At 41.6% G+C, this 19,569-nt stretch carries 9 protein-coding genes and 4 pseudogenes; 3 read left to right on the top strand and 10 right to left on the bottom strand.

All coding sequences use genetic code 11. The features are described from left to right. Window positions 1-8 precede the first annotated feature (8 nt). From NSS94_RS12145 to NSS94_RS12130, 4 genes and pseudogenes are all read right to left on the bottom strand, one after another. On the bottom strand, window positions 9-8,648 hold the full coding sequence (locus NSS94_RS12145; RefSeq protein WP_341039366.1) for a non-ribosomal peptide synthetase/type I polyketide synthase: 8,640 nt from the start codon (window positions 8,646-8,648) through the stop codon (window positions 9-11). Further along, window positions 8,641-9,549, bottom strand: a pseudogene (locus tag NSS94_RS12140) (aminotransferase class III-fold pyridoxal phosphate-dependent enzyme); the annotation flags it as partial. The gene NSS94_RS12145 and the pseudogene NSS94_RS12140, both read right to left, overlap by 8 nt. A gap of 491 nt (window positions 9,550-10,040) precedes the next feature. After that, window positions 10,041-11,477 (bottom strand): annotated as a pseudogene (locus tag NSS94_RS12135) (MFS transporter). A 105-nt stretch (window positions 11,478-11,582) separates the two neighbouring features. Then, a complete protein-coding gene (locus NSS94_RS12130; protein ID WP_025723565.1) occupies window positions 11,583-12,155 on the bottom strand; it encodes a hydrolase in 573 nt (190 codons plus the stop codon). 126 nt (window positions 12,156-12,281) lie between these two features. Between NSS94_RS12130 and NSS94_RS12125 the strand changes: the two genes are divergently transcribed. After that, window positions 12,282-13,169, top strand: coding sequence for a TetR/AcrR family transcriptional regulator (locus tag NSS94_RS12125; protein ID WP_208332719.1), 888 nt, complete (start codon window positions 12,282-12,284; stop codon window positions 13,167-13,169). 285 nt (window positions 13,170-13,454) lie between these two features. Here NSS94_RS12125 and NSS94_RS12120 read toward each other — a convergent pair whose 3' ends face one another. Both NSS94_RS12120 and NSS94_RS12115 read right to left on the bottom strand, forming a co-directional pair. Beyond that, window positions 13,455-13,790 carry a hypothetical protein gene (locus NSS94_RS12120; RefSeq protein WP_069012400.1) on the bottom strand — a complete coding sequence of 112 codons (336 nt, stop codon included), beginning with the start codon at window positions 13,788-13,790 and terminating at the stop codon, window positions 13,455-13,457. An 18-nt stretch (window positions 13,791-13,808) separates the two neighbouring features. Continuing rightward, window positions 13,809-14,507 (bottom strand): annotated as a pseudogene (locus NSS94_RS12115) (DGQHR domain-containing protein); the annotation flags it as partial. A gap of 436 nt (window positions 14,508-14,943) precedes the next feature. Between NSS94_RS12115 and NSS94_RS12110 the strand changes: the two are divergent. Next, window positions 14,944-15,306 carry a helix-turn-helix domain-containing protein gene (locus NSS94_RS12110; protein ID WP_069012401.1) on the top strand — a complete coding sequence of 121 codons (363 nt, stop codon included), beginning with the start codon at window positions 14,944-14,946 and terminating at the stop codon, window positions 15,304-15,306. A 496-nt stretch (window positions 15,307-15,802) separates the two neighbouring features. On the opposite strand, the gene NSS94_RS12105 is transcribed toward NSS94_RS12110, so the two are convergent. After that, a complete protein-coding gene (locus NSS94_RS12105) occupies window positions 15,803-16,294 on the bottom strand; it encodes a Wadjet anti-phage system protein JetD domain-containing protein (protein ID WP_141695516.1) in 492 nt (163 codons plus the stop codon). A 118-nt stretch (window positions 16,295-16,412) separates the two neighbouring features. Between NSS94_RS12105 and NSS94_RS12100 the strand changes: the two are divergent. Then, window positions 16,413-16,746, top strand: a pseudogene (locus NSS94_RS12100) (transposase); the annotation flags it as partial. On the opposite strand, the gene NSS94_RS12095 reads toward NSS94_RS12100, so the two are convergent. From NSS94_RS12095 to NSS94_RS12085, 3 genes are all read right to left on the bottom strand, one after another. After that, window positions 16,746-17,189 carry a hypothetical protein gene (locus tag NSS94_RS12095; RefSeq protein ID WP_023988780.1) on the bottom strand — a complete coding sequence of 148 codons (444 nt, stop codon included), beginning with the start codon at window positions 17,187-17,189 and terminating at the stop codon, window positions 16,746-16,748. The pseudogene NSS94_RS12100 and the gene NSS94_RS12095 sit on opposite strands and share 1 nt — an antisense overlap. Before the next feature lies 1 nt (window position 17,190). Then, window positions 17,191-19,002, bottom strand: a complete 1,812-nt coding sequence (locus tag NSS94_RS12090; RefSeq protein WP_341039365.1) for a site-specific integrase — start codon at window positions 19,000-19,002, stop codon at window positions 17,191-17,193. A 178-nt stretch (window positions 19,003-19,180) separates the two neighbouring features. Next, window positions 19,181-19,567, bottom strand: coding sequence for a hypothetical protein (locus tag NSS94_RS12085; protein WP_341039364.1), 387 nt, complete (start codon window positions 19,565-19,567; stop codon window positions 19,181-19,183). Window positions 19,568-19,569 lie beyond the last annotated feature (2 nt).

The following is a 19,569-nucleotide window of genomic DNA, read 5'->3' as shown; positions in this document are numbered from 1 at the left end:
ATTCCTATTTATAGATTTTCAATCATGCTTAAAATTTCTTCGATTTCCACTGTATCGTTAAGTCTATTTTTAATACTTTTTGCTATTGCCGAAATTGTAGGACCCATAAACACTTCTTTTAATGCAAATTCTATGTCAAATTCTTTATGAACCCTTGATACAAGATTGGTTGCCTTTAATGAGTCTCCTCCTAATTCAAAGAAGTTATCATTTACTCCAATCTTCTGGACTCCAAGGATTTGGCTCCATATCAGTACAAGCTTCTCCTCAATTTCACCGAATGGTGCAGCATAGTCTACCCCTGTATTAATATTTCCATCAGGGGCAGGCAGGGCATTTCTATCTACCTTGCCATTCGCTGATAAAGGCAGTTTTTCCAACTGTACAAAATATGAAGGGATCATGTAGTCTGGCAGATCTTTGGAGAGATACTCCCTTAATTCCGGTATTGTCAATTCACTTTCTCCAACTATATATGCACAGATGTACTTGTTCCCTTGGGGGTCTTCCCTTGTTGCTGCCACAACTTCTTTTATTGAAGAATGTTTTAGAAGCTGAGCTTCTATTTCTCCAAGCTCTATTCGGTATCCGCGGATCTTAACCTGATGGTCTATTCTGCCCAGGAATTCGATATTCCCGTCAGGCAGCCATCTTCCCAGGTCTCCTGTTTTGTACAGCCTTATCCCCTTTTCTTCTCTGAAAGGATCTTCAAGGAATACATGGGCTGTTTTTTCAGGGTCATTTAAATAACCCCTTCCTACACCTGTTCCAGAGACGCAGATCTCTCCTTTTACTCCGATAGGGCACAGGTTCATGTTTTTATCTGTTATATATAGATTCATATTTTGTATAGGCTTGCCTACAGGAATGTTCTCTCCTTCATGAGCAGCTTCCATAGTATATAGAGTAATATCGTCCGCTGCCTCTGCAGGTCCGTAGGCATTAACTACTTTAGTATTTGGACATAGGTCAAACCATTTCCTTACTATGCCGGATTTTACGGTTTCTCCCGTTATCAGCAAGTAATGAAGTTTTTCCAGTTTATTCCCTGTGTTTTCCACATACTCAAGCATTAAAGCAAGGTATGAAGGTACCACCTCAAGGACCGTTATGCCATCTTCTATGATCCGATTCGTAAACCTTGCAACATCCTTTACTATTTCATCTGGATAGATGATAATTTGAGCTCCTATGGTTAGGGCTGCAAAGAACTGCCATACAGATACATCAAAGTATTGAGGCGAGTTCTGGGATATTATGCTGTTGTTAGTTATACAAAGTTCCTTTATTTCCGCATGGATGTGGTTTATCATGCCAAGATGCTCTATCATAGCTCCCTTTGGTACACCAGTTGAACCAGATGTATATATAACATAGGCCAAACTATTTATGTCTATATCTAGATCTAGGTTTTCGCCACTTTCAGCCTCAATCTCTTTTTCACACTGGTCAAGGTATATAATTCGGCCTTTATAGTTCTCACTAAGCTGCTGGGTCACATAATCTGATAAGGTCAACACATAGGCAGCTTTAGATTCCTTAAATATATCAAGCACCCTTTGTGTAGGGTATTTTGGATTTACAGGTATGTAAGCCCCCCCTGCTTTCCATATACCAAGTACCGATTCTACAAATAAGGGTCCCCTCTCCAGCATGACAACTACGGCTTCTTCTCTACCAGTGCCAGCCTTTAGCATGTACCTTGCTATCCTGTTTGCCCTTTGGTTGATCTGGCCATATGTAAATCTACGGCCTTCATACGCTACTGCTATATTGTCTGGACGTACTTTCGTCTGCTGCTCAAACAGGTGGTGTACCGTCAGGTGATGTTCAAATTCAACCTTCGTATCGTTAAAGCCGTATATTATTCGCTCCTTTTCTTCTTGGGATAACATATTGATTTCTGATAGTTTTTTTTCAGGGTTTGAGGTTATCTCTTCAAGGATATTAAAGTAATGCTGAACAAGCCTTTCTACCGTCTCCTTCTTAAACAGACGTGTAGCATATTCCATCCATAATATTATATTATGACCATCTGGTATCAACTGGAATGTTAGGTCAAATTTTGATGTTTTACTTTCAACCGGATATTTGGAATACTTTAATTCACCACGATGTTCCATAATATGCTCATCAGAAGGAACAATATTAAACATAACAGTAAATAAAGGATTTCTGCTTGAATCTCTCTTTACGTTAAGTTTTGTCACAAACTGATCAAACCTGTATTCCTGATTTTCATATGCTTCTAAGGAGCTTTCTTTTACTTCTTCCAAGAACTCAGTAAAGGCCTTATTTCCCTCTGGGAAATTCCTTAATGCCAGGGTATTTATAAACATCCCCAGTATTCTTTCAGTATCAAAATGAGTTCTTGCCGCTATAGGAGTACCAATAATTATGTCTTCCTGTCCTGAGTATTTATACATTAGTGTATTTAATGCCGCAAGAAGTATCATATACACGGTGGCTCCTGTTTGGGAGGAAAGTACATTTAATTTATCCATCAAATGACTGTCTAAATCAAATAGCAACCTATTTCCTTCAAAGCTTTGAAGGACAGGCCTAGGATAATCTGTAGGCATATCAAGGATAGGAATTTCACCCTTGAACCTATTAAGCCAGTATTCTTCCTGCTTTTTGTAAACCTCAGTGCTAAACAAGCCATTCTGCCACTGGGCAAAATCCTTATATTGCACCTCCATTGCCGGAAGGCTTTCACCACTTAATATAGAAACTATTTCATCAAAAGTCCTGATTATTGAAGTTCCATCCGAGACTATATGATGTACATCAAGCAAAAGTATTTGCCTGCTAGCATGGATTTCTATAAGACCTACTCTTATTAAGGGTGCTTTGCTTAAATCGAACGGTCTTACAAATTCATCGATTATTTTCTCTACTCCGTCTTCCTCAGACTCAAAATATTCTATAGTAAAATCAACTTCATCTTGTATCCTTTGCACAAGCTCCCCATCAATCATCTCAAAGGATGTCCTAAATGCTTCATGCCTTTGTATCAATGTTTTTAATGCTTCCCCAAGGGCAACCCTTTCAATCCCACCTTCAAATAAAATTCCCACAGGTATGTTATACCCAATGTTGTTACCCTCAAGATTATTAATGATATACATCATCTTTTGTGCAGATGAGGTTTCATAGTACTCTTTTTCAGAAACTTTAGGTATTCTTTCAAGCTCAGCCTTACCCATATTTAGGGAACCCTGTTCTGAAATCTTTCCCGATTCGTATAGCTTTGATATCATTTGCTCGGAAAGATCGTATATGCTGGAACCCTTAAGAAGTTCTACTATGGAAACAGGTGTTTTAAAGGCAACCTCCATCCTGTTTTTTATTTCGGTGGCCATTAATGAATCCATCCCAAAAACAGTTAGTGGTTGTTTGGTACTTAGATCCTCAGGATTATAACGCAAAACCTTCGCTACTATTGTTTTAATATGCATTTCAACGATATTCTGCCTGCTCTGTATTGGAGATGAAATAATATCCTCCAGGATATCAACATCCACCTTTGATTTATTTATATTCTCTTGTTGTCCTGACTCATCTTGCAAAAGAGTTTTAAGCACATGTGGAGAACTCATGGGTGAGAACCATTTTTCCCCAAACGTTTGCCACGAGAGTATAGGTAGAACCACAGACTGTGCAACAGCTTCTCCAACAAGGTGCTCCATAGCCCTAATTCCCTTTTCTACCGTTACAGATTCTATGGATTTTTGTATATAATACTCCGGATCACGTTCCATAAACCTTGCAGCCATTCCAACCTCTGACCATGGTCCCCAATTGATACTCAGTGCAGGAAGTCCTCTCGATAAACGATAATGTGCAAGTGAGTCCAAAAAGGCATTCCCAGTTGCATATGCTCCCTGGCCTGGTGAACCAAATACAGAAGCAACTGAAGAAAATAAAATAAAGAAGTCAATAGGCCGTCCCTCTGTCATACGGTGAAGGTTCCATGCACCATTTACCTTAGGCGAAAGGACCCTATAAAAAGTCTCATCTTTACTAACCTCAAGAAATTGATCATCCGTAATACCAGCAGAATGTACAACACCTCGAATAGGAGGCCTTTCTTCCTTATCAAAATCTTTAAAAAATCCAGCAAGCTTTTCCTCATCAGTTACATCCACTGATCCAATATATACTGTTGCCCCCTGGGACTCCAGCTTACGAACAAACTCAATCCTCTCTGCAAGGCTGCTGCCTGGCTCTACATTGTTCCATTCAGAACGTTTTGGAAATTCTCCGCGTCCAAGCAGTACCAGATGTCTTGCTCCCTTGGCAACCATCCACTGGGCTGTAATCATACCTATGCCACCAAAAGCACCTGTAATAACATAACTTCCATCGGGGCGAAGATGTACGGGTACTTGATGCTGCATATCAATCCGCAGTTTATCGATTCTTGCTGCAAGTCTATTCCCATTACGGAAAGCAATTTGGTTCTCTCCATTACCTAAGACTTCTTTTAACAGCATTTCCATTTCACCCGCATTGGCCTCTATGTCAAGGTCTACAAGGCCTCCCCAATTTGAAGGCAACTCATGGTAACCTATGACGGTGCCAAGGCCCCATACCAACGACTGTAAGAATGCAGAATTTGGAGTAGCCCTGTTGATCATTTGGGCTCCTCTTGTAATAACCCACAGCTTAAAATTTAATCCCAGATTTGTGGTTGCTTGTACCAGGTGTTTTAATACAAACAGGTTTTCAAAACAAGCTTTTTCTATAGCTGTATTGCTAACTTCCTGGATCTCAAGGATATTGAGGCTCCACATATATACAATACCTGTTAGCTTCGTTTTAATTTTTGAGAATTCATCAAACAACGCTCTAAGATCCTCAATGCTTCGAGGGTTTATATATATCTCACGCTCTTCATACTGCCAACCAAAATCCTCACCAGGATATACCATAAAGCATTCTTCTCCCCTTTTTTCAAGGAGATTTGCCAGTTCTTTTCCTGCTGCTTTATGATCCACAAAAATAAGCCATGCTCCAGAGTTAGCAGCAGCTGTGCGGGTATCAACTTCTTCACTTTTTAGAAGCTCCCAGTTTATCTCATAAAGATAATCCTTAACTCTTCCAGCATCAGACCCTCCACTATTTCCAAGTTCCTTAGTTCTTATGCCCAGTATTTCGGCGATTAGATTTCCGTCCTCACTATATAGACGGATGTTGGCGTTCAAATTATTATCTTTCCTATCTACCAACTGCGTATGACAAAGCATGACAGGCTCCGGCCTTCCATAAAGCTGCACCCTGTCTATTCCTACAGGTAGGAATGATTGGCCTTCGTTATTTTCATCTTCATTAAGTGGTGCAACTGCCGCAATGGTAACCTGGAAACAGGCGTCCAATACCGCCGGGTGAAGACCGTAGATAGAGCTATCAATCTCCAGTATTTTAGGGATCTCGATCCTGCCAAGAGCTTCGTTATCACCTTTCCATATCTTGTCTATACCTTGGAAATAAGGACCATAATGGAAACCCATTTGATAGAAGGTTTTATAACATACTTCTTTTCCGTATTCTTTGGTACAATTGCCAAGTATTTGAATCAACTCATCTTTAGCAGTGATCTTTATGTTTTGCCGTTTTCTTATTGTGCCGGATGCATTGCATGTCCAAGTCTTATCTTGTCCCGGTATCCTGCTTGAAATCTCGAATTTTGCGGTTTTTGGATCCAAAACCACCTGCACCACAGGTGATACTCCTTGATTTAAAAATAAAGCATTTTCAAACTTTATATCTTCAACTGTATAAAAACCCTCTCCAAAATAGCTTCTGGCACAAGCCATTCCCAGCTCTACATACCCTGCTCCGGGGAAAACTTCTATACCTTGTATTTTATGATCAGAAAGATACGTCATATAGGTAGTATTAAGTTCAATCTCCCATATAGGGCTGGAAGTTTTCAAACGGCGTCCTAAAAACTTGTGCTTATTTTTTCCCTGCCTAAATTCACTTGATTCCTGCGTTTCCATCCAGTATTTATCCCATTGCCATGGATAAAGAGGGAGACTTACAAACTCACCTTGGTACCGGTAAATCTTGTTCCAATCTATAGGGTATCCCAGTGCATATAGATTCCCTAAGTTCTCCAGTATTGAAACCTGTTCGTTTTCATTTCTTTTTATAGAGAACAACTTCTTACCTTCAACGTTTTTAGCTGACAGACAATTAGAAATAGAAGCTGCTAAAACAGGGTGAGGGCCCACCTCAATAAATAAGTTATAATTCAACGAAATCATTTCATACATTGCTGCTTCAAAACGTACCGGCTCTCTTACATTTTTATACCAGTAATGTCCATCACACTCTGTACCCGTCAGCATTTTCCCTGTAACCGTGGAATATATCGGTATCCCGGCAGGCTGGGACTTTATTCCTTTTAATGCCCCCAATAGCTCCTGCTCATATGGTTCCATTTGGTAACTGTGATACGCTACATTGACCTTTAAAAGCCGCGCAAAAACCCCCTTATCCTGCAACTGTTTTTGGATCTGCTCAAGGGCATCAGGATCACCTGACAAAGTTACCGAATTTGGGCTATTGATTGCTGCCATTGAAACACCTTTTATGTTCTCATCCAGCAGGGCCACAACTTCTTTTTCTGGTAAACCTACCGCCAGCATTGTGCCCTTGTTTACTGCTTTTTGCTGTGCACGGCTTCTGTGAATACTTACCAACATTGCATCTTCAAGGCTGTAAATTCCTGCAACATATGTAGAAGCCACTTCTCCAACACTGTGTCCTACCACCGCATGGGGTATAATACCCAAGGATTTCCATACTTCAGTCAAACCCACCTGAACAGCAAAATTGGCAGGTTGAGCAAACTGGGGCTGGTCCAGACGTGAATTCTCCTCATCGGCGAGAAGTTCCTCCAGTAGAGACCATCCAGCATACTGACGTGTAAGTTTATCGCATTTTTCTATCATATTTCTAAACACAGGGTCTTTTTCAAGGAGCTGTCTGCCCATAGCCCACCATATGGGCCCCATACCTGTATATACAAAAACAGCTTTATTGTACTTTCCTGCCTCAACATTTCCCGCAGACATCCCCTGGCGTGCTTGTCCTTTAATATACGCTTCCAGGTTTCCTGCAAGTTCTTCCTTTGAAGATGCCGAAACTGCTAGTCTATAGTCATGATGGGTGCGCTTTTTGCTCATCATGCTTCCAATATCATATAAAGAAATACTTTCTCCACTTCCATTAATAAAATCAACATACTTTTGCGCATAGTTTTTTAGCGCCTTTTCTGAGCGCGCAGATATGGGAATCATATATGGCCATCCGGTATTTACATTAACTTCAGGAGTACCCTGTTTTTGGAGATCTGTAGCTTCCTCCAAGAGGATATGGGCATTTGTTCCTCCAAAACCGAATGAATTTATGCCAACCAATGCGGGTTGCGGCAAAGGCTCCAGGGTCTGAGGAATTCGTATACATAAATCGTCAAAGGGAATTTTAGGGTTTGGATTCTTAAAGTGCAGATGTGGAGGTATTTGCTTATGCTTTATGATTAGTGAAGCTTTTATCAGTGCGGCAACTCCTGCAGCGGCCTCAAGGTGGGCAATGTTTGTCTTAACAGATCCGACAATACACTTTTTATCTTTTGGCCTGTCTGTTGAAACCACTCGTGCTATTGCATTAGCCTCAATAGGGTCTCCAACCGGAGTGCCGGTGCCGTGAGCTTCAATATATGTTATATCTGAAGGTGATATTCCTGCCTTTTTGTATACCTCCTTCATTAAGTTTTCCTGAGCCTGCCCGTTTGGAACAGTAATCCCGTCTGTGTGGCCGTCCTGGTTTACACCCGATCCACTTATTACGGCATAAATCCTATCTCCGTCTTCGATAGCATCTGACAGGCGTTTTAAAACCACAACGCCGGCTCCTTCTCCTCTTGCATAACCGTTTGCACTGGAATCGAAAGTTTTGCACCGTCCATCGGGAGATAAAAAACCACCCTTACTTTCCGCTATGGTATACTCAGGTGTAGCTATAACACTTACTCCGCCTGCTATTGCGAGATTACATTCATTATTCAATAAACTCCCGCATGCAAGGTGTGTTGCAACCAAAGAGCCCGAACACGCTGTATCTACAGACAAACTTGGACCTCTGAAATCATATATATATGAAATCCTGTTGGACAACATTGTCATCATCATACCCGTTGCCGAATGTGTATCTAAACTTTCAACCGATTCGTTTTTAAATTGTATTGCTTGATAGTCAAGGGTGAAGCCCGCTACAAAGACACCGGTATTGGTTCCTGCTAGCTTGGCCGGATCCAAGCCTCCATCTTCCATTGCTTCCCATGATGTCTCCAGCATCAGTCTTTGCTGTGGATCAAGAAAGGCCGCTTCCCTTGGAGAAATACCAAAAAACAAAGGGTCAAACTCATCTATTTTATCTAAAAATCCACCATGACAGGTGTAATGCTTGCCTGGCTTTGATTTGTCAGGATCATAAAACTTTTCTAAATCCCAGCGGCCTTCGGGTAAATCGGAAGTCATATCTTTTCCCGCAGTCAATGCTTCCCAGAACTCCTCAGGCCCCCTTATTCCTCCTGGCAAACGGCATCCTATTCCTATAATGGCTATTTTATCCATAACTTTCGACCTCCAATACTTTATTTATATTCTCTTGAATAGCTTGTCTGATAATTGAACAACCCTGCTGCAAAAGTTCAAGCTCGATGGTTAACGGAGGCATAAGTTTTATAACACTGTCTTTTCTTCCTGCGCTTTCGATGATTAAACCGTTTTGGTAACATTCCTCTACTACTTTTTGCGTGATTCGCTCATCCTCCACATTGGAAAAATCAATACCCCAAATCAAACCTGCACCCCGAATGGTCAGGCCCTTATGTAATGACAAAATCTGCTTGGTTAAATATTCTCTTACAAATGCTTCCTTATATTTCACAGACTGTTCCAAATTATTCATTTCCCAATATTCCAACGCAGCTGTAGCTCCAATGAAAGCAAGCTGGTTTCCCCGGAACGTACCGTTATGCTCACCAGGCTTCCAGACATCAAGTTCCGGTTTCATCAGCAGAATAGACATGGGAAGGCCATACCCGCTGATTGACTTGGAAAGCAGTACAATATCAGGGATCATCCCGGCACGTTCAAATGAAAAGAACGGTCCGGTGCGTCCGCAGCCAGCCTGAATGTCATCGCAAATCAGTAGAATACCGTGTCTGTCGCTAAGTTCCCTCAGCCTGAGCATCCATTCGGGTGAAGCTATATTTACGCCGCCTTCCGCCTGAATGGTTTCAAATATAATAGCCGCCGGTTTTTCGATTCCCGAGTGACCGTCGTTTAGAACGGCTTCCATGTATTCAATAGTATCGAATGAGTCAATTGGACTCTCGGAGTATGGGAAAAAGGTAACATCGGATAATACTATGCCGGAGGAAGATCTTTTCTGAATGTTGCTGGTAACAGCCAGACTCCCCAGCGACATTCCGTGAAATCCTCCCATAAACGCAAATATACCAGTCCGTTTAGTGAATGGCAGTACCAAGATACGGAAAAATTTCTTCCCCAATTACTTCATGTCTTGAGAAATAAGTGATGAGTCTTTCGTATCCGTATTTATCCTTTATGTGTTCTTTTAAAAAGTCCTGATCGATCATGTTTACACTCAATGATAATACAGTAATATGAAAATAATTCCAATAGGTCATAAGTTCTACTTTACTTGAAATTTTTATCAGGCTGGAAATCTTAAAATGAGAGCAACGTATTATAGCAAGGAAGCCACCTACATTTTTTGAGCGTGTATCGGGTTTGTAGAAGTAAAAAGGTATCCTTCTAATAAAAACTTCTTTAGTTACAGGTTGGTAAGCAATATTATCGTCAACGCTCCACTACCCGCCGGATATATATCGCTAGCTCCAGAAGTTTGGGCTTACCGGACGCGCTGGGGTTATGGCGGCAGCCGCAGGACCGATCGATGAGGATCGGACGGATTGACGCGGCATCAATGCGTCAAAGTCAAGAGGCCGCTGAAGAGCTTTCGTAAGCTTTTTTCTGTTGCGGACGGAACCACGAGGCAGCAAGAGCGAGTAGAGAAGTCCCTATTAGTGCGATGATGACCCAGCGGTAACCGTGAATGACGAAAGCAAAATCAACGGCAGAAATCACATTGTTCTTTCCGGAATACAGCACGTTCTTCAGGTGGGCTGGCAGCGCTGCGCCGACGATGGTTAAAGAAAGAGCCGTACTCAGCACTTGACCCAAGTTATATAGCATGGACCGCAGTCCATTCGCCACCCCGCGGCTTTGCTCCGGAACGCTTGACATGATCTCCGTCGTATTGGGGGTAAGGAATAAACCGGTCCCGACCCCGATTAACAACATGCCGCAAGCGGTGACCCCGTAAGAGAAATTTCCACCGACCACGAATAGGAGTAGTAGTAGTCCTGCTATAGAAATAAGAATTCCAAGTGAGGCCAGAACTCGAATGGCCGCCTTCTTAGTCAACATGCCAGCAATCGGAGAAATGACCAACATCCCTATCGTAATTGGAAGGATCCTTAGACCGGCATTAAGCGCGTTTTGGTGGAAGGCAAATTGGTAATAGAGAGCGAAGAGCAGAGCAACCGCCGTACGGGCAAAAGAATTAAAGAATGTAGCGATGTTCCCCATACTGAACGTCCAGCTTTCAAAAAGGCTTAAATCTAGTAGAGGTGATGCTGAACGATGCTCATGCCATAAAAATATAGTAGTAAATATGGCGAATATCGCAAAACCTCCGATCACCTGCTTGTCTCCCCAGCCCAGTTCTCCCCCCTTGGATAAAGCAATGATTAGACCCGCTAAAGCGACAAAGATCATGATGCCTCCATATCCGTCCACTTTTTTATGGAGCTGCGCTAGGGGCTTCACCCTTAGAATCCAGAGCCCCCAGATGAGAGCAATGATCCCGAAGGGAACATTAGACCAGAACACCCACCTCCAGCCTCAGGCGGTCGTGACCACGCCGCCGACGACCGGGCCAAGCACCTGCGCGACGGAAGCGGACAATAAATTCAGACCGAGACCGGTGCCCAGCTGCGATTGGGGAAACGCATCGGTAATCAGCGGTGTTGTGTTCGTCACTACGAGCGCTCCTCCGGCAGCCTGTACGATCCGAAGAAGGATTAGTACCTCTACATTAAAAGCATAACCGAGTAGTAAACTGGATACGGTAAAGATGGCCATTCCTATTAAATACATTCGGCTTCTTCCGAAAATATCCGAAATTTGTCCGAAGATTAAAATCAGGATAGTGTTTACCAGCATATAGGAAAGTAAAATCCAGCTGGAAGCTGCCGCATTCGCATGAAATTGCTGGCTTAATTCCGGCAATGCGACATTAAGCGTTCCGATATTGACCAGAACCAGGAACGCTCCGAGACTGGTTACAGATAAGACATACCAGGGGTACATCCTGTCGGACTTGGGACTTCTCTTTTGGGTCATAGAGACCAACCTCCTGAAATAAAAAAACGACCCCTGGAACCTGATAAATCCAAGGGCACATCTCCTTTGGGTTCAAACTTCAGCAAAGGCAGAAATGATTTCCTGTGTTGTCCGAACACGCCCGATGCGTGGAAAAATAAAATTTTTCACGTGATCGTGCTCGGCTTGAGAAAACCCGGTCATGGCATCGATCGCCAAAATCAGCTGATACCCATTCATAAACGCTTCCCGCGCGGTCGTATCCACGCCAAGCCCGGTAGCGATGCCGCATAAGACGATGGTGTCGATTCCCCGGCGACGCAACTGCAGGTCGAGCTCCGTTCCGTAAAAAGCTCCCCATTGCTTTTTAGTAATGATGTGGTCTGTTTCGGCGACCCGCATTTCCGGGACGATTTGATCCCATCCTTCAGGCAGATTCAGTGGTGGTGCAGGCGAATCCAACTTCGGTCTCGGGATATCCTTCAGATCTTTGCTAGATACCCGGACCAGGGCAACCATTGAGCCTTGCTCACGGAAAGCATCTGCCAAGGCGGCAGCGTTAGATACTACCTGCTCGGCGGAATAAGGGGCGTATTGATTACCAAGCCATTTTTGCAAATCAATGACAACTAACGCTGTTTTTTGCGGATCCAATAATTTTTCCATTCTATATGTTCTCCTCACCCTTTGGATTTGACCTGAAGTTTAAAATATTAAACATTTGGTCATTTGACTTGATGTCTTATATTTTGTACTATGATTCAAAAATAGTCAAGTGGGGAGACATTGTTTATGAGTGTGACAAGGGAAGAGGTTTTAAAATCGGCGACGAGGCTTTTTAAGGAACGGGGTTTTCTTTTAACGACGATACAGGATATTGCCGAGGATTGCGGTATTGCCAAAGGATCCGTCTATAAATTTTTCCCTTCCAAGGAAGACCTATTCAGCGAGGTGTTTGATCAATGCCATAACGACTATTTTGATCAAGTCGATGAGCTGACGCGCCTTCCTGGACTCTCGCCGGAAGAGCAGTTTATACAGCAGATCATTCTTCGATTCCGTTATTTTATAGAATACAAGCATATTCTGGTCGAATTTACGGAGCTCCCTATCCAACAGGATCCCAAGTTCCACCCCCTTAGACACAAGGTTAGAGGGCGGCTCATCCGATGGCATAGTGAGTGTTTGCTGCATGTGTACGGCGAAGAAATCCATCCGTATCTGTGGGATTTGGTTTCCATCTATCGAGCGATTCTGAAGGAGTATCTATTTTGGATTGTTTATGAAGAAAAGTCGTTATCGCTCGAGGAAACGGCAAAGTTTATTTTTGACAAGCTCAACGTGCTCGTTAAGCATATGATGGCTTCCGATCCGAAGCCTCTGCTGAAACAAGCTTCGTTCGAGAGGTATTTAAACTGGGGGCTCGGGAACCGCCAAGGGGAGAAAGAGCAGATCCTTACCGAACTGTTCCGGGAGATGGATTCGGCCCTTAACATTCTTTCGTCCAGCGCCAAGCATCGTTCGGAGCTGAGTGAGCTTTGCCATTTTATCCAGACGGAGGTTAGAAAAGCGGAACCGAATCTCCCGTTGCTGCAAGCTTCGCTCTATTATTTGGAAAGAGAGAAAGAGCTCAAAAGTCTGGTCATCCAGTTGAGGAATATTATTTATTCGGGTATTTAGAACGATTCGAAGTCCAGCACAGATTCAGGGCGACGGTTATGCACTTACTGACACCGACCGTCGCTCTATTGTTTGGCTCATTAGGTGTGGTTAGTTCCAATTATTATTTTCCTAAGATGTAACGGTCAATTCCTTTGCTTTTTGTTATTAAGGAGAAGATTGCTGATATGATAGCTAAAATAACAATCAGTCCGCCAACCCAGGAATTTGTCGTGACAGAATAATGGTTTACGATCAGTCCCCCAACCATTGAACCTGCTGACAATCCTAGAAAAACATCTATTTTTATAAATATTCCTGTATATTTATTGATTTTCCATTTTGTGATACTTGGAATTTACAGGACAATTGACTATCTGTTGTTAATGCATCAAAACTGATGCCGGCAATTTTATATTCAGTTGGCACAACGGTTGAATCATCATCGCACAATGGTGCCATAAACAAAACAGACTCTCCATCTTTTTCAACCAACTTGAAAATTTTAATTTCGTTATAGTGACGTAAAATACAATAAAATTGGTCATTCTCTCTATAATGGTCAATAAAATGAAATGGCTGGAGATTCCCCTCTGGATCTACTATGACTAGCGACTCAACTCTCCTATTCGTCCCAGACATGTATACACCTCTATCAAATTATTTTAGCATTTGTTCCTTAAGTTCTTCTGCTAAACTCCTTGATCCTGGGAGCCCTTTAAGATATTTCAGCGGGCCATTCATCGACCAGTCCACTCTCTTTAATTTTCTTACGGCTTTTTCTATTAAGGCGTAGTCGAACCGCTTATTTTGATTGTGTACTGCCCTATCCAATATTCCAGATCCTGCGATCGACAAAGCATCCAAACAAACGATATGTGTCAGTCGATAGTCCTTGTAATTGCTCCATTCGTTTTCAAATGTTTGTCTAATAGAATCAAAATAACTCAAAGATAAAGATAGTTTTTCTTCTTTGGATAAAGAAGCAATTCGCGGTTCTTTTGTCAGATAATGAAGCGTCTTATATAAGTTTTGGAGCGTGATATGCCTATCTTTATTTCGTTTCCCGATTATACTCCCAATACTAAAAAAGGGGCTACTATTCTGAACCATTAATTCGGTAGCGACCCAACTTAGCTCATCTGAATCTCTGCGCAGAAATCGACTTAAAGACGAACCAATTCCTTTTGCTTTCGTATTGATGACATCAAACAAACGAATTTCTTCGTCTTCGTCTAAGCAATGAAATGCTAGAAATGGCACATTAAGCTCAGAATTGGTTTCTTTAATGTACTTTGTTATCCCACCCAAGCGATGTTGGCCGTCCATTAAAGATGCTTTACCTTTGCAAATTAATCTTCCATACGAAGATCTAAATTTATCATACGCTACAAATTCTCATTGTGAATTGGCATTGAGTAGAACGGGAGTAAATAAAGCATCGTCCCCTTTTGATAAATAAAGCGAAAAATCGTGGCACCGTTTGGGATCTACTGGTCTCTGATATCCTTTCCCAGATGGATCGTTATACGGCTTGACATATGTTAAATTAACAGCAACTGAAGCCGTTACATGACCTAGGTATGCTACCTTACCGCGCATTTTATACTGCAGAACATTTTCGATGACTGACTGTGTCGGTAAAACATTCATATTTTAACTTAGCTCCTTACCACTTAAATTAAATTATACCCTAAATATAGATGTTTTAGTTATTAAAATCAATATTTCAGATGTTATAACAGTATGTTAGTTTTTGGTGTTCTTGCCTAACCTAATATTGGAGGCGAGTAACATGTCTGAACTGAAGACAATTATTGGTTATAAAATCCGCGAAATCAGAAGAGCGAGATCATTGTCACAGGAGCAACTTGGCGAAAAAGTAGATATGTCACAATCCTATATCGGCGAAATCGAGCGTGGAGAAGTGAACGTTTCTTTAGAGACATTGGATAAATTAACGAGGGCTTTGGATGTGACGATGCTGGAGTTACTAAGATTGGAGAATATTCAACTAGACAGCATACGTTCAAATAAAATGACCGTCATTCAACTGCTTCAGGAACTGCTAATTCAAAAAAGCTTAGAGGAAATCAGCATGATTTATCGGATTACAAATGACATTTTTGAAACAACCGGGGGTACAAAGAATAAATAAAAGAAGATGTCATGGTCTTGGAGAATCGCGTGCTGTTTATTGTTGGTGTCTAGGGACAAGCTTACCGCCGGTGTCAGCACACGATCACGCTTTGATCGCTTGCTGTAGCCGGGAACTGAGAATGTAGTCTGCAACTGGCTCTTCATCCCCCATTTAAATAAGCCGCCAAGATACCCAGACGTTACCTTGCTCTACACCAACCTGGTAACAACCTTGTTTCCTTGATCGGCCAGTTACGGATTTACTTGCATTTTTATGGTAAAAATAGAAGGCTCAATTTTGATTTTTGTCCCAGTCCAAGAAAACAACTAATAACAATAAATGAAAAAAGCCGCAAAAGTCGCGGCTATTGTGAAATACACTGTCAATACAAAGTATTACCACGAATCTTATAGAATTCGGCAACAACCAGTGGCTGAAATACAGTTTATAATAATATAGCTTCTTGCTCTAAACGCTTGCCCGTACACAACATCTCTCGAATTAATCCGTGAAACTAGGAATTATCCGTGTTTTCCAGTAGCTGCTCCAATTTGACTTGATAATCTGCAGTGAAGGTTTCTGCCCAATCCAAATGCTGATGGAAAGTAGTCTTATCCATACGATAGGGTCGTAGTTGTGGAAACACTGATTTTTGCAAATGCCGGAATATTTGGAACCCTCCCCAATCGATGTCGCCCCAAAACTGAACTTCAATCTGAAGACCATTTTTATCAAATTTATCTTGGATTTGCCGAAGAAAAAATCGTTTATCCGGTCCTGGAAAACCTCCAAGATAAACAACAATGATCTTCTTCTCTAACAAATTACCAATTCTCGATAACGATTGGATATATTCATGAAATACAGTTTTATTTCCAATGATAAGAATGCGTTCAGCCCTCAAATCTATCACGCGGCCTGCTTTCATTAATTGCGAGTGAACCGTCACACCAAAGAATAGTCGCTCCGGGAGAGATTCACCCATTTGTAATTCAATTCCGTACAAGGCTTGAAGTAACAATTTAGTTTGGACATAATCTTTACTTCAACTGAGATAAATTTGTCAATACTGACTACTAGATCAAAGTTGGAGGAATAAGCACATGGTGACCTGAAGCGGATTATTGTCAAAACAAGAATTACGTCAATTCGTAAAAGAGCATAATTTTCAATCGGCAGAAGATATTCAATGGACATTAAAGGAATTATTTGCAGATGTACTTCAAGAAGCATTAGAAGCCGAACTGGATACGCATCCCGGTTATGAGAAACATGATGTAAAAACAAACAAACGAGAAACAGCCGCGACGGCTACAACAGTAAGAAAACCGTAACCTCCGAATACGGTGATGTAGAATTTGAACCTGTAGTCGTGAAGAAAAATCAAACGAATGTGACCGGCATTGAGGAGCACATATGTATGCGAAGGGTATCAGTACACGGGACATTCAGGATCATTAGAATAAGTCAATATCTCCGAAACGCTGGCTGATTAATTCTCGGTACTGTCCGTTCTCTATGCGTAATTCGTCCAAAGCATCTTTATACGTACTTATAAGCTGTGTTAAATGAGTAACCTTGGCTTGCAATTCCCGGTGCTCCTGGGCTACAATCTCAGGACTTGTAATCGTTGGTTCTCCTTCAGAGGCCGAGTCTAGGATTAATTGTATTTCCTCATTCAATTTGGTGAACCATTTTTCCAAATATTCCTTATAGGAACCCGTCCACAACATTCGCGAGCTTTTCAATCTGATTCGCGGGCGTTTTGCAATCATATCGTACACATCTGATTTTGAAAGACGCGATAATCGCCCCTTTTTGACATCATTTAAAAGCTTTCTTTTTACTTGTGCACATTCCCATGCCAAGTCGCTGCTACTGAAAGAAACCGGACGAGCCAATTTACTTTACCTCCCCACTTAAAATATAACAAAGCACTTCTGCATTAGTTGGATTAGGCTTCTCTTTAGACTGTTCACGAAAGTATGCCTTTGCTTTCTTAAAGAGCAATGAATGCAGTTTTTTCGCCTCATTTGGCGGCATTTTAAATTTATTTACCCAGAGACTTCTTTCTGTTTTGTTCAACCGTTCCTTTATATCCTCAGCCTTCTGAAAAACCATTTTTCGTTGTCCTGTGGACTTGAAATTTTTCTCTGCATCGAGACAATAGTAATAATACAACATTTCACGAAATATGTCGGCCTTGTGCACATCTTCTGTATCCTCATCAGGACTATAATCATCACATGCTCTACAATGCCCGGGTGTATGACCACAGTTTAGCAAGACATGTGCATTACAATTATGCGTATAACCACCTACGTTAACCTCGTGTAACTCACCTTCCAAATCAATAACTTTACCTTGGAAACGTGGTGATTCCTCTATAATTTTCTGGGTTAATTTATATGCTTCATCTAGCTTTTGAGGCGTGACCTCAAACTTAGATGAAATTTCGGTTATCTCATCAATGGCTACATATTCAGTAGACGAAATTCCAGCCCCTTCTGTCTTATCAGCATCCTCCCCTTCCGGTTTCTTTCTCCAAACGCCTTTTTGAAGTAGATGACCAAACTTTGCAACTTCTTCTGCAGGCATTGTTTCCGTATAAGGCTTTTTTGAGGAAGGATGACTATGTCCGGCCTGCCTCTCTAGTAGCTCATCATTGTCTCCTAAGATACGCCGATAAGTAAGATGGAGCGCTCTTAGATTATGGGGTGTGAAATATGGCTTCCTAAGTTCAGGCCATAACTTCGATTGAATGCGAGTTAAAAAATTATACAGTCCGCTAGTTCGTATAGGGCCATCATTATGTTTTGAAGCCAGTAAACGAAGTTCCGTAAGGCCATCCCCACCCCACTCTCTTGGAAAAAATATAGGTTCTGATGGGGCAAAATGAATCAATTCGTTAAACCATCTTGCAGCATCGCTCTTCACTAGAGCGTGATGAACCCATTCATAGCCGTTTCGATCGGGTTGATTGCGAATGGTCTTGGTTTTGTGAAAACGAATCCAGGAATTATCCTGCGAATCTATAAATAAAGCATTCTGAAGCAAATTAACTATTTCATGAGGCCTTGCTGCAGTTGATAACATCAACAGGCAAGCCCGCCTATGACGAAAGTCCATCAGAATGTTCTCGTTAATTAAAGGAGTTTGATCGTTCATTAAGGTCTGCACAAGAATATAAGCTTTGGACATACTAAATACTCGTCCATGATCTTTTGACATAACACGTCTAGGTCTTGGCATAATCCGTTCTATGTTGTATGAAGCATTTGTAGTTCTTATAAGCCACCTAAGCCAATGTCGAAGCGCCACTCGGAAAAACGTCTTATCTTCTTGTCCCTTCATCTGGCCAAAAATCTCTGTGTATACTTCTGATATTGAATTCTCGCTTATGTCAGTAAGACCTTTTGATCGACATTTGATTGCAAAATACCGGATGTACTTGACTATCGCTTTCCAATAATTTATGCTGATAGTTTTTTTACCGTATCTGAAAAGTAAATTTCCTTCATCGTCGTAATAATCATCAGTTATTGAATCATTCACACGTTGCCTCAAGTAAGAAAATGCAAAGGTATAGAGACTCTCCTCAAACGGCGTTTGGGTTGGATATATTCCCGCGGCTATCCAGAGACTTCTTTCCGCTTCATCGCAAGGTATGACCGGTTTATTTTCAATCAAGGAATCTGTTTCTTTAGCTAACATCTTACCTAGGAGGGTTAAACTACTTCTATGATATTTTAGCGATCTTACTTGCTTTTGCTAATACAGAGGAAGTAATAATATGATTACCCTCTAACCCTTCCTTAAGGGCGTAACCTGCGAACCATAAGCAAACTACAGTTCGAAGCAAAGGAATCCTTTTCTTTGCCTTTTGTAGTTGTTATTCGCTATCCATCGGATACAATACCGGATAGTATTTATCGTAAAGCGCATCAAAGTACTCAAAATTCGGTAACTCGGGAAAAGGAAATTTATTGAATTCGGTCTTGGTTGGAAATACGATCTCTAAAGGCAAACTGATCCGTTGTAAAAAGGCAAGCAGTAATACGTAATCTCTTTGGGTGCCGGGTAACTTGAAAAATATTGTGGGTTGTACCAAATCCGTTAAGGAGCTTGATAAAATAGGTTCAACCCGTCCCCAAGTCTCTGCCGATCTGTATTGTTCATACTCCGATCTTGTCAGATGCTCTCTACTCTCGAATTGTCCCTTTCGCCTTACAGTAATGGGTCCAAATCTCAGGGATTGCCAAGCTAATATTTGCGACACGA

It is taken from the genome of Paenibacillus sp. FSL L8-0644 (genome assembly GCF_038008165.1).
GTDB lineage: Bacteria > Bacillota > Bacilli > Paenibacillales > Paenibacillaceae > Paenibacillus > Paenibacillus polymyxa_D.
This window is presented reverse-complemented; position numbering and strand designations above follow the sequence as displayed.

What these genes read in the sequence shown, in the direction of transcription:
- NSS94_RS12130 (WP_025723565.1), bottom strand. Translation starts at nt 12,155, where the DNA reads ATGGAAAAATTATTGGATCCGCAAAAAACAGCGTTAGTTGTCATTGAT.
- NSS94_RS12145 (WP_341039366.1), bottom strand. Translation starts at nt 8,648, where the DNA reads ATGGATAAAATAGCCATTATAGGAATAGGATGCCGTTTGCCAGGAGGA.
- NSS94_RS12090 (WP_341039365.1), bottom strand. Translation starts at nt 19,002, where the DNA reads ATGTTAGCTAAAGAAACAGATTCCTTGATTGAAAATAAACCGGTCATA.
- NSS94_RS12120 (WP_069012400.1), bottom strand. Translation starts at nt 13,790, where the DNA reads ATGTCTGGGACGAATAGGAGAGTTGAGTCGCTAGTCATAGTAGATCCA.
- NSS94_RS12110 (WP_069012401.1), top strand. Translation starts at nt 14,944, where the DNA reads ATGTCTGAACTGAAGACAATTATTGGTTATAAAATCCGCGAAATCAGA.
- NSS94_RS12125 (WP_208332719.1), top strand. Translation starts at nt 12,282, where the DNA reads ATGAGTGTGACAAGGGAAGAGGTTTTAAAATCGGCGACGAGGCTTTTT.